Origin of the sequence: Enterobacter mori LMG 25706 (assembly GCF_000211415.1) — a bacterium.
GTDB lineage: Bacteria > Pseudomonadota > Gammaproteobacteria > Enterobacterales > Enterobacteriaceae > Enterobacter > Enterobacter mori.
This window is the reverse complement of record NZ_GL890776.1, coordinates 525,801-536,796: the sequence shown is the minus strand read 5'-3', so window position 1 is coordinate 536,796 and position 10,996 is coordinate 525,801. Positions and strand designations below refer to the sequence as shown.

Annotated in this window: 8 protein-coding genes; 5 read left to right on the top strand and 3 right to left on the bottom strand. The window is 55.5% G+C overall.

Annotated elements, in window-relative coordinates; genetic code table 11:
* Window positions 1-52: 52 nt before the first annotated feature.
* Entirely contained in the window at window positions 53-1,438 is a 1,386-nt protein-coding gene (locus ENTMO_RS0112415; RefSeq protein WP_010431233.1) for an MFS transporter, read from the bottom strand.
* A 117-nt stretch (window positions 1,439-1,555) separates the two neighbouring features.
* On the opposite strand from ENTMO_RS0112415, the gene ENTMO_RS0112410 reads away from it, so the two are divergent.
* Window positions 1,556-2,461, top strand: coding sequence for a LysR family transcriptional regulator (locus tag ENTMO_RS0112410; RefSeq protein ID WP_010431230.1), 906 nt, complete (start codon window positions 1,556-1,558; stop codon window positions 2,459-2,461).
* A 3-nt stretch (window positions 2,462-2,464) separates the two neighbouring features.
* Here ENTMO_RS0112410 and ENTMO_RS0112405 read toward each other — a convergent pair whose 3' ends face one another.
* A complete protein-coding gene (locus tag ENTMO_RS0112405) occupies window positions 2,465-3,922 on the bottom strand; it encodes a Cu(+)/Ag(+) sensor histidine kinase (RefSeq protein ID WP_010431227.1) in 1,458 nt (485 codons plus the stop codon).
* A complete protein-coding gene (locus ENTMO_RS0112400; RefSeq protein WP_010431225.1) occupies window positions 3,912-4,595 on the bottom strand; it encodes a copper/silver response regulator transcription factor in 684 nt (227 codons plus the stop codon). The genes ENTMO_RS0112405 and ENTMO_RS0112400 overlap by 11 nt, the downstream gene beginning before the upstream one ends.
* Window positions 4,596-4,785: 190 nt before the next feature.
* Here ENTMO_RS0112400 and ENTMO_RS0112395 point away from each other — a divergent pair, with 190 nt between their 5' ends.
* From ENTMO_RS0112395 to silA, 4 genes are read left to right on the top strand one after another with little or no spacing between them, the layout of a single operon-like run.
* Window positions 4,786-6,171, top strand: a complete 1,386-nt coding sequence (locus ENTMO_RS0112395) for an efflux transporter outer membrane subunit (protein WP_010431224.1) — start codon at window positions 4,786-4,788, stop codon at window positions 6,169-6,171.
* 29 nt (window positions 6,172-6,200) lie between these two features.
* Window positions 6,201-6,542 (top strand): cation efflux system protein CusF, encoded by a 342-nt coding sequence (gene cusF / locus ENTMO_RS0112390; RefSeq protein WP_010431222.1) that lies wholly within the window; start codon window positions 6,201-6,203, stop codon window positions 6,540-6,542.
* Between the two features lie 11 nt (window positions 6,543-6,553).
* Window positions 6,554-7,804, top strand: a complete 1,251-nt coding sequence (locus ENTMO_RS0112385) for an efflux RND transporter periplasmic adaptor subunit (RefSeq protein ID WP_010431219.1) — start codon at window positions 6,554-6,556, stop codon at window positions 7,802-7,804.
* A 10-nt stretch (window positions 7,805-7,814) separates the two neighbouring features.
* Window positions 7,815-10,955 (top strand): Cu(+)/Ag(+) efflux RND transporter permease subunit SilA, encoded by a 3,141-nt coding sequence (gene silA, locus ENTMO_RS0112380; protein ID WP_010431217.1) that lies wholly within the window; start codon window positions 7,815-7,817, stop codon window positions 10,953-10,955.
* The last annotated feature ends 41 nt before the right edge of the window (window positions 10,956-10,996 follow it).

The following is a 10,996-nucleotide window of genomic DNA, read 5'->3' as shown; positions in this document are numbered from 1 at the left end:
GGCGCTGCGCTTACCCGGCCTACATTGTGCAAGCGTAGCGCCGCAGGGCGAATCAGGCTGATGCCCGAACGGCGGCGCGCAGTCGGCTCAGGCTAAACAACACCGACCCGGCCGAGGCTACCACCGCAGTCCACAGCGCATAATGAACGGCCTGGTCCGAGCCCGTCGTCGCAGCCAGCCAAACGCCTACCACGGCCGCCCCCAGACACTGCCCGAAGGTCCTGACGATGGACAATACCCCGGACGCATAGCTGGCATTCTCGCGCGCCACGTTAGCGAGCATCTCCCGATTATTGGGGCTCTGGAAGCAGCCAAACCCAATACCGCACACCAGACTGCGCAGGCAGATATCCCATGTTGGAGGGCTTGCGGGTAACGTCGCCAGCAGGATCAACCCAACGGCAAAAATCATCAGCCCGATGGTGGAAATCAGCGGCGCCGAAATCGTATCTGCCCAACGGCCCGCGTGAGGGGCAATCAACACGATCCCAATCGGCCAGGGCGTGAACAGAAGGGCCGATTCCAGCGGGCTGTAGCCATACACGCTCTGAAACAGAAACGGCAGCGCGATAAAGGTGATGCCCTGGCTTACAAACGACGCAAGTGAGATGAGTGCGGCGAGCGTAAAGCGGCCGTTGCGGAAGATAACGGGGGGCAGTAGGGGACTATGGACGCGGCGAATATGCCAGATGAAGGCGGTGGCGCTGAGCAGGGCAATACCCGCCCAGAACGCCGCCTCATGGCTGACGTGCTGGAAACTGTTCGCTGTCATGATCATCGAACCTAACAGCATCGCCGAGAGCACCGCACCTGCGGTGTCGAAGGGCGTTTTACTGGAAGCAGAACCGCGCGGTAACGCCTTCCAGGCCAGCAGCAGTGCGACACTTCCCGGAACCATGTTAATTGCAAACAGCCATTCCCAGCGCAGCGCCTCCAGGATCGTGCCGCCCAGCACCGGCGCTAGGGCCGTGCTGGCGGCAATCAGCAGGGCGTGTAGCCCCAGAACGCGGCCAAGCAGTCGTCCAGGGAAAACGGATCGCAGTATCGCCGGGGCAATACTCAACGTGGCCGCCCCCCCTATGCCTTGCAAAACGCGCATCCCGATCAGCATGTCGGGCGTCGTCGCCAGCGCGCAGCCGAGGGAGGTAAGCGTGAACGTCGCAAGACCCGCCAGAAACACCGGGCGATAGCCCATGCGCGCTGCCAGTGCCGCGAAGATAGCCAGCGTCATCGCCGCCGACAGCAGGTAACCGTTGGCAAACCATACTGCGACATTCGCAGAGACCTGCATCGCGCTCGCCATGGGCGGCAGCGCTACGTTAATCATGGTGCCATCAAAGACGCCCATCAGCGTGGGGGTCATCAGCGCGACCATGACCCGGGCGCGTTCATGTCCCGGTAATCCCTCATCGCCGGGCTGGTTTGAAAACAGCGTCATGATATTTACTCCAGAAAAGAATAGTAATGACGAAACTATAATCATGGGGTATACAAGGCGGAAGACGCAGCCTGTGCACTCATTCGTTGCGTATAACGCCTTATATGAGGAGATAACGTGACCGATCCTGATTTCAATTTGCTGGTTGCCCTCGACGTTTTGCTGGCTGAAGCCAGCGTAGCGGCTGCGGCGCGGCGTCTAAACCTGAGCACCTCCGCCATGAGCCGAACGCTGAGCAGGCTGCGTGAAGTGACCGGCGATCCGATTCTGGTTCGGGCCGGACGTCACATGGTGCTGACGCCCTGGGCAGAAGCCACCCGGGACCGGGCCAGAAACGCCGTGCACGAGGCGAGGGCGGTGCTCCAGCCCTCCACCGAGACGCTTAACGTCCAAACTCTGGCACGGCTTTTCACCATTCGGGCAAATGATGGCTTCGTGGTGGCCTTTGGTCCTGCCCTGATTGCCGCCGTTGCCGCGGCTGCACCTGAGGTCTGTATACGCTTCGCACCGAAGCCTGAAAAAACGTCGCGGTACCTGCGTGAGGGGCTGGTTGACCTGGAAATTGGCGTACAGAGCAACATGGGACCGGAGATACGTTTGCAGCGGTTATTTCAGGACCGGTTTGTGGGTGCGGTACGCAAAGGACATCCGCTGGCCGCGCTGTCGGCAATCAGCATCAACGATTATGTGTCATGGGGCCATGTGGTCGCCTCGCCCGACGGTTCGTTACACGGCTTTGTCGATGACGTTCTGGCGGAACAGAGTATGAAACGTAAAGTGGCCAGCGTGGTGCCGGGCTTCCCGACGGCGTTATCCGTGGCGCTGGCGTCCGATCTCATTGCGATGGTTCCCGCACTGTATCTGCGCAATCAAACCATGACGGAAAATTTGCACGTCTTCGAACTGCCGTTTAAAGCCCGGACCATTACGGTTTCCCAGATGTGGCACCCGCGAATGGAGCAGGATCCGGGGCACCGCTGGTTGAGAGAGAAAGTGCGCGAAGTCTGCCAGGTTGCGCAGTGAGCCTTAGCGCGTTATCGCCTTTGGCACAGACAAGATAAACCGCGTTGAGCGAGCGTCAGATTCCACACGCACTTTTCCATGATGGGCAACCACAATGGATTTGACGATGGCAAGTCCGATCCCGCTGCCTTCGCCTTTACGTTGCCTGGACGGATCCACCCGATAGAAGCGGTCAAACAGTCTCGGCAAATGCGCTTCCGGGATGGGCGTGCCGGGGTTTTCAATCATCAGAACAAAATAGCTATCTTGTTCTGTGAGTGAAACGGTCACAGCCTGTCCTTCCGGCGTATAGCGCAGGGCATTGGATAACAGGTTATTGATTGCTCGCCTGAACATCTGGGGATCGCCTTCAACCAGGCAGGGCATCCCGTTGAATTTCAGCGTGATGTTGCGCTCTTCCGCCCAGGCTTCGAAGAAATCGAAAACTTTCATCACCTCTGCACGTAAATCAAACATGACCCGGTCAGGGATCAGCTGGTTATTATCTGCCTGCGCGAGAAACAGCATGTCGCTGACCATGCGGGTCATCCGGGTGTACTCTTCAAGGCTGGAATAGAGCACGTCTTCAAGCTCTTTCTGGGTCCGGTTCTGGCTTAGCGCAATCTCGCTCTGCGTCATCAGGTTGGTGATGGGGGTTCTGATTTCGTGCGCGATATCGGCAGAAAAATTGGCCTGACGGGTAAAGACATCCTCAATTTTTTCAATCATATGGTTGAAGGAGATCACCAGCTGTTCCAGCTCAACAGGCACACGGGACGGCTCCAGCCGCACATCCAGATTTTCAGAGGTGATATTTTTGATAGCGGTGCTGACGTTACGCAGGGGCAGGTGTCCCTGGCGAACCGCGATGCGGATGACAAGAATAATCAGCACGCTGATAACAGCAGCAATCGCGAGCAGATTCTTTTTCAGCGCATCGAGGTAGTGAAGATGAAAATTGATGGAAAGCCCGATAAGCATGACGTAGTTCTGCGTTTTTCCCTGAAATGCAGCCGTTCCAGAAGAGGCGATAATTCGGTAGGTTTCCATTTTCATTTCGGGGCCGGAATGCGCGGGCATGGACGGATCTTCTACCGTCCAGAGAAACACATCCTGCGCGCGGCGGTGTGTGCCAAAATCCGCCGTATTTACCGCAGGCCGTAATGCCGCGCCTTGCGCTGAACTGAACAGTTCATTCCCCTGAGGATCCAGAAGCAGCACGGCGACGTTGCGGTAACTGGCAATCGACTCTTTGATTTTACTGACCTTTCGTTCATCGGGATCGGCCGGTGACTGCAGTATGCGGTGCATTGCGGTGCTGATTTGCTGCAGATCGCTAACATCCTGTTCGGCAAAATGCTTTTCAACCGAATGCAGCATAAACCAGGTAAAAGCGAAAAAAGCGAGGATCGTAGAGAGGCTGATAAAAAACGTCAGCCTCAGGGCAAGAGAGAATGGACGCCTGGCGGGCTTATTGTGCATCCGGCGCCTCCAGCATATAGCCGACGCCGCGGACGGTCTGGATCAGTTTCGGCTCATAATCATTATCTATTTTGGCGCGCAGGCGCTTAACCGCGACGTCGATGGCGTTGGTGTCGCTGTCAAAGTTCATGTCCCACACCTGCGAAGCAATCAGGGAGCGGGGCAGGACTTCGCCCTGATGCCGGATGAAAAACTCCAGCAGGCTGAACTCTTTGCTGGTTAACAGAATACGGTTTCCGGCGCGGGTGACCTTCCGGGAGATGAGATCGATCGTCAGGTCCGCCACGTTGAACTGGCTCTCGGCTATCGCCGTATTACCGCGCCTTAGCAGCGTTCTCACCCGAGCGAGAAGCTCAGCAAAGGCGAAAGGTTTTACCAGGTAATCATCTGCGCCCAGCTCAAGCCCCTTAACCCGGTGTTCAATCGTGCCGAGGGCCGTCAGTAACAGTATCGGCATCCCTTTCCCGGCAGAACGCAGCATGCGGACGATATCCCAGCCGTTCACATCAGGCAGCATGATATCCAGAATCAGCAGATCATACCCGGCGGTCATGGCGAGATGATATCCGTTCAGGCCATTGTCAGCGTAGTCCACCACAAATCCCGCCTCCGTCAGCCCCTTGCTGAGGTATTCGCCTGTTTTAATCTCGTCTTCAACGATCAGTATTTTCATCTTGCTCCCCTGACTGGCTGCTAGCGACATTCTATTGCGCCGAAGGCCGTAATCAACGGCTTACGCTAAAAATGACAACATTGTCATTATCCTGTCACCGGGCAAACAGGATGTTTTCGTTAGAGTAACCCTGGTAACACTCTGGACTTCATTGGAATCATTTACCAGGTCTGCCTGGACGAGAAGCGTTATGTTCACCTTAAAACGACTTAGCATCAGCACAATTTTCCTCCTTGCAGGCTGCGTCTCCCTGGCACCTGAATACCAGCGCCCCGCGGCACCGGTCCCGCAGCAGTTTTCACTGTCTCGCAACGGTCTGATGCCCGCAGCGCAGAATTATCAGCACAGCGGGTGGCGCAACTTTTTTGCCGATCCGCAGGTGACAAGGCTGATCGCCGAGGCCCTGAGCAACAATCGCGATTTGCGCATGGCGGCCCTGAAGGTGGAAGAGGCCCGGGCGCAGTTTAACGTCACGGATGCAGACCGCTATCCGCAGTTGAATGCGTCGTCAGGTATTACTTACAGCGGCGGGCTGAAAAGTGACAAGCCGACATCACAAGAGTATGACGCGGGCCTTGAGCTTAGCTACGAACTCGATTTTTTCGGCAAGCTCAGGAACATGAGCGAGGCAGACAGACAAAACTTTTTTGCCAGCGAAGAAGCCCGCCGGGCGGTACATATTCTGCTTGTCTCCAGCGTGTCGCAGAGTTATTTCAGCCAGCAGCTGGCCTACAAACAACTGCGTATTGCGCGCGAGACGCTGAAAAATTATCAACAGTCTTATGCTTTTGTAGAGCAGCAGTTGGTGACGGGCAGCACGAACGTCCTCGCGCTGGAGCAGGCTCGCGGGCAAAGCGAAAGTACCCGCGCGGAGATTGCCAAAAGAGAGGGCGAGCTGGCGCAGGCCAATAATGCCCTGCAGCTTGTACTGGGCACGTATCGCGCGCTCCCGGCAGAAAACGGTGCGAGCGATAGCGCTCTGACACCCGTAAAGCTGCCGCCCAATCTGTCATCAGACATTCTGCTTCAGCGCCCGGATATCATGGAGGCGGAGTATCAGCTGAAAGCGGCTGATGCCAATATTGGCGCTGCGCGAGCCGCTTTTTTCCCTTCCATTTCGCTGACAAGTGGACTTTCAACAAGCAGTACGGCGCTATCCAGCCTGTTCACACCGGCGAGCGGGATGTGGAATTTCATTCCTAAAATCGACATTCCTATTTTCAATGCCGGAAGGAATAACGCCAACCTGAAGTTGGCTGAAATACGCCAGCAGCAGTCGGTTGTAAATTACGAACAAAAAATTCAGGCTGCATTTAAAGATGTTGCTGATGCGCTCGCCCTGCGTGACAGCATTAACAATCAAATTGATGCGCAGCAGCGTTATCTGGATTCACTGCAAATTACCCTTCAGCGCGCCAGAGGATTATATGCCAGCGGCGCGGTGAGCTATATCGAAGTGCTTGATGCTGAACGCTCTCTTTTCGCCACACAGCAAACCCTACTCGACCTGATCAATTCCAGACAGGTGAATGAAATTAATCTCTACACCGCACTGGGTGGCGGCTGGGTTGAATAACTTATTTATCATTTAACAGGACAATGAATATGCGTAATTCCATTAAAGCCGTTGTATTTGGTGCTCTCTCTGTGATGTTTTCTGCTGGCCTTCAGGCTGAAGTTCATCAGCATGGTGAAATGGCTGCTGCCAGCGACGCCGCTTCAGAGCAGGTAATCGAAGGAACCGGCATTGTGAAGGACATTGATCTCACCAATAAGAAAATCACCATTTCTCATGATGCTATCCCGGCGGTGGGTTGGCCCGCGATGACCATGCGCTTCACCTTTACCCAGGCTGACGAGAGTATTACGGCGTTAAAAGTGGGTAGCCAGGTTAATTTTTCGTTTGTGCAGCAGGGCAATATCTCTTTACTGAAGAGCATTAAATAGCGAGAAATAGCATGGCGTCTTTTAAAATAAAATATGCTGCAATGATTATTTCCAGCCTCATCGCAGGCGGGCTGATTTCAGTGACGGCCTGGCAGGCAATGCATTCAGTGGATAAAACAGAAAAGACAGTACCCGAGCGAAAGGTACTTTTCTGGTATGACCCGATGAAACCAGACGTTAAATTTGATAAACCCGGTAAATCGCCTTTTATGGATATGGACCTGGTGCCGAAATATGCGGATGAAGGCGACGAGAAAAGCAGCGCCGGTATTCGTATTGATCCGACACAGGTTCAGAATCTGGGATTAAAAACGCAAAAAGTCACGCGAGGGAAGCTGAATTATTCCCAGACCATCCCGGCCAACGTCAGCTATAACGACTATCAGTTTGTCATTGTGCAGGCACGCGCTGAAGGTTTCGTTGAGAAGGTGTACCCGCTGACAACGGGCGACCATGTGAAGAAAGGTACACCGCTGATTGATATCACGATCCCGGACTGGGTCGAAGCGCAGAGTGAGTTTTTGCTGTTATCCGGCACCGGCGGAACGCCTACCCAGATTAAAGGGGTGCTTGAGCGGCTGCGGCTGGCAGGCATGCCAGACGACGATATACAAAGGCTGCGCGCAAGCCAAACGATTCAGACCCGATTTACCATTAAAGCCCCCATCGACGGGGTGATCACCGCGTTTGACCTGCGCACCGGAATGAATATTTCAAAAGATAAAGTGGTGGCACAGATTCAGGGGATGGACCCCGTCTGGATCAGCGCAGCCATCCCTGAGTCCATCGCGTATCTCCTGAAAGACACGTCGCAGTTTGCCGTTTCCGTACCGGCTTATCCGGACACATCTTTCCCCGTTGAAAAATGGAACCTTCTGCCGAGCGTGGACCCGGCCACTCGCACGCTGCAGGTGCGCCTGCAGGTTTCCAATAAAGATGAACGTCTGAAACCGGGTATGAACGCTTATCTGAAACTGAATACCCAAAGCCAGGACATGCTGCTGATCCCGTCTCAGGCCATTATCGATACCGGCAAGGAACAGCGCGTGATTACGGTCGATGCGGAGGGGCGTTTTGTGCCGAAACCGATCCACGTGCTGCACGAATCTCAGCAACAGTCCGGTATTGGTTCTGGCCTGAATGAAGGGGAGTCGGTGGTGGTCAGCGGTCTGTTCCTGATTGACTCTGAGGCCAATATTACCGGTGCGCTGGAGCGCATGCGGCATCCTGAAAAACATGACGACGCGCATGCTGGTCACTAAGGAGACGACGATGATTGAATGGATTATCCGGCGGTCAGTTGCCAATCGTTTTCTGGTGATGATGGGGGCGCTGTTTCTCAGCGTCTGGGGAACCTGGACCATCATCAACACGCCGGTCGATGCCTTGCCCGATCTGTCTGATGTTCAGGTTATTATTAAAACCAGTTATCCCGGCCAGGCTCCGCAGATTGTTGAAAACCAGGTGACGTATCCGCTCACCACCACCATGCTGTCGGTGCCGGGCGCAAAGACCGTGCGCGGGTTTTCCCAGTTTGGTGATTCCTACGTGTATGTCATTTTTGAAGATGGGACAGATCTCTACTGGGCCAGGTCACGCGTGCTGGAGTATCTGAATCAGGTGCAGGGTAAACTGCCCGCCGGGGTGAGCGCTGAAATCGGGCCTGATGCCACGGGCGTGGGCTGGATATTTGAGTATGCGCTGGTCGATCGCAGTGGAAAACACGATCTCGCGGAACTGCGATCTCTTCAGGACTGGTTCCTCAAGTTTGAACTGAAAACCATTCCGAACGTGGCCGAGGTGGCGTCGGTCGGCGGCGTGGTGAAGCAGTATCAGATTCAGGTTGATCCGTTAAAACTGGCCCAGTACGGCGTAACCCTCCCTGAGGTTAAGCAGGCCCTGGAATCGTCCAACCAGGAAGCAGGGGGCTCATCCATTGAAATCGCGGAAGCGGAGTATATGGTTCGCGCCAGCGGTTATCTCCAGACTCTTGATGACTTCAATAATATCGTCCTGAAAACCGGGGAGAACGGGGTACCCATTTATCTGCGTGATGTTGCTCGCGTGCAGACGGGGCCGGAAATGCGCCGCGGTATTGCCGAGCTGAACGGGCAGGGTGAAGTGGCAGGTGGCGTGGTGATCCTGCGCTCGGGCAAAAACGCGCGCGAGGTCATCACTGCGGTAAAAGACAGGCTGGAAACGCTGAAGGCCAGCCTGCCGGAAGGCGTTGAGATTGTCACGACCTACGATCGCAGCCAGCTAATCGACCGGGCCATTGATAACCTGAGCGGCAAGCTGCTCGAAGAGTTTATCGTGGTGGCCATCGTCTGCGCGCTGTTCCTCTGGCACGTCCGCTCTGCGCTGGTCGCCATCATTTCTCTGCCGCTCGGCCTGTGCATTGCCTTTATCGTCATGCACTTCCAGGGGCTGAACGCCAATATTATGTCGCTGGGTGGGATCGCCATCGCCGTCGGCGCAATGGTGGATGCCGCCATTGTGATGATTGAAAATGCGCATAAACGGCTCGAGGAGTGGGATCATCAGCATCCCGGAGAGCAAATTGATAACGCCACCCGCTGGCAGGTGATCACCAACGCCTCCGTGGAGGTTGGCCCCGCGCTGTTTATCAGCCTGCTGATCATCACCTTATCTTTCATTCCGATTTTTACCCTTGAAGGGCAGGAAGGGCGGCTGTTTGGTCCGCTGGCCTTCACGAAAACGTACGCCATGGCGGGGGCGGCCGCGCTGGCTATCATCGTCATTCCGATTCTGATGGGGTTCTGGATCCGGGGAAAAATCCCCGCTGAGAACAGTAACCCGCTGAACCGGCTGCTGATCGGAGCCTATCATCCGCTGCTGCTTAAGGTGCTTTGCTGGCCAAAAACCACCCTGCTGGTTGCGGCGTTATCCATCTTCACGGTTATCTGGCCTTTAAGTCAGGTGGGCGGTGAGTTTCTGCCGAAGATCAATGAGGGCGATCTGCTGTATATGCCGTCGACCCTGCCGGGCGTCTCTCCGGCAGAAGCGGCGGCGCTATTACAGACCACGGACAAGTTAATCAAAACCGTCCCGGAAGTGGCTTCCGTGTTTGGTAAGACGGGTAAGGCTGAAACCGCAACAGATTCCGCGCCGCTTGAAATGGTTGAAACGACCATTCAGCTCAAGCCGGAAGACCAGTGGCGGCCGGGCATGACGATTGACAAGATTATCGATGAACTGGACCAGACGGTTCGTTTGCCGGGGCTTGCCAATCTCTGGGTGCCGCCCATCCGTAACCGCATTGATATGCTCTCAACCGGGATCAAAAGTCCGATAGGGATCAAGGTGTCGGGTACCGTTTTGTCGGATATCGACGCAACGGCGCAGAACATTGAGGCGGTAGCCAAAACCGTGCCGGGCGTGGTCTCAGCACTGGCTGAACGTCTGGAAGGTGGGCGCTACGTTGATGTGGATATCAACCGTGAAAAAGCCTCCCGCTACGGCATGACGGTGGGCGATGTGCAACTCTTCGTCTCCTCCGCCATCGGCGGTGCGACGGTAGGGGAAACGGTTGAAGGCGTGGCCCGGTATCCGATCAATATCCGCTATCCGCAGGATTACCGGAACAGCCCGCAGGCGCTGAAGGAGATGCCGATCCTTACGCCGATGAAGCAGCAAATCACCCTTGGCGATGTGGCAGAGATTAACGTCGTTTCCGGTCCAACCATGTTGAAAACGGAAAATGCCCGTCCCGCCAGCTGGATTTACATTGATGCGCGGGGCAGGGACATGGTGTCGGTGGTAAACGACATTAAGACAGCCATCAGCCAGAAGGTCAAACTGAGGCCGGGAACCAGCGTGTCATTCTCAGGACAGTTTGAGCTACTCGAGCATGCCAATAAAAAACTGAAGCTGATGGTGCCGATGACGGTGATGATCATTTTCATTCTGTTATATCTGGCCTTCCGCCGCGTGGACGAAGCCTTGCTGATTCTGATGAGCCTGCCGTTCGCACTGGTTGGGGGGATTTGGTTCCTGTACTGGCTGGGCTTCCATATGTCTGTCGCAACCGGAACCGGGTTTATCGCGCTGGCTGGCGTCGCGGCTGAGTTTGGGGTAGTCATGCTGATGTATCTGCGTCAGGCCATTGAAGCGCACCCGGAGTTGTCTCGTCGTGAAACGTTCACCGAGCAAGGGCTTGATGACGCCCTTTATCATGGCGCCGTGCTGCGCGTGCGGCCGAAGGCGATGACCGTTGCGGTGATCGTTGCCGGTCTGCTGCCGATTCTGTGGGGTACCGGTGCCGGGTCAGAGGTCATGAGCCGGATAGCGGCACCGATGATTGGCGGGATGATTACGGCGCCGCTGCTATCGCTGTTTATTATACCTGCGGCGTACAAGCTAATCTGGTTGCGCAGGCATAAAAAACCATAAAAAAACCCGCCGGCAGCGGCGGGCTTTTTACAGGATGACTG

Coding starts and splice junctions, on each gene's coding strand:
- ENTMO_RS0112415 (WP_010431233.1), bottom strand. CDS start 1,438: ATGACGCTGTTTTCAAACCAGCCCGGCGATGAGGGATTACCGGGACAT.
- ENTMO_RS0112405 (WP_010431227.1), bottom strand. CDS start 3,922: ATGCACAATAAGCCCGCCAGGCGTCCATTCTCTCTTGCCCTGAGGCTG.
- ENTMO_RS0112400 (WP_010431225.1), bottom strand. CDS start 4,595: ATGAAAATACTGATCGTTGAAGACGAGATTAAAACAGGCGAATACCTC.
- ENTMO_RS0112395 (WP_010431224.1), top strand. CDS start 4,786: ATGTTCACCTTAAAACGACTTAGCATCAGCACAATTTTCCTCCTTGCA.
- cusF (WP_010431222.1), top strand. CDS start 6,201: ATGCGTAATTCCATTAAAGCCGTTGTATTTGGTGCTCTCTCTGTGATG.
- ENTMO_RS0112385 (WP_010431219.1), top strand. CDS start 6,554: ATGGCGTCTTTTAAAATAAAATATGCTGCAATGATTATTTCCAGCCTC.
- silA (WP_010431217.1), top strand. CDS start 7,815: ATGATTGAATGGATTATCCGGCGGTCAGTTGCCAATCGTTTTCTGGTG.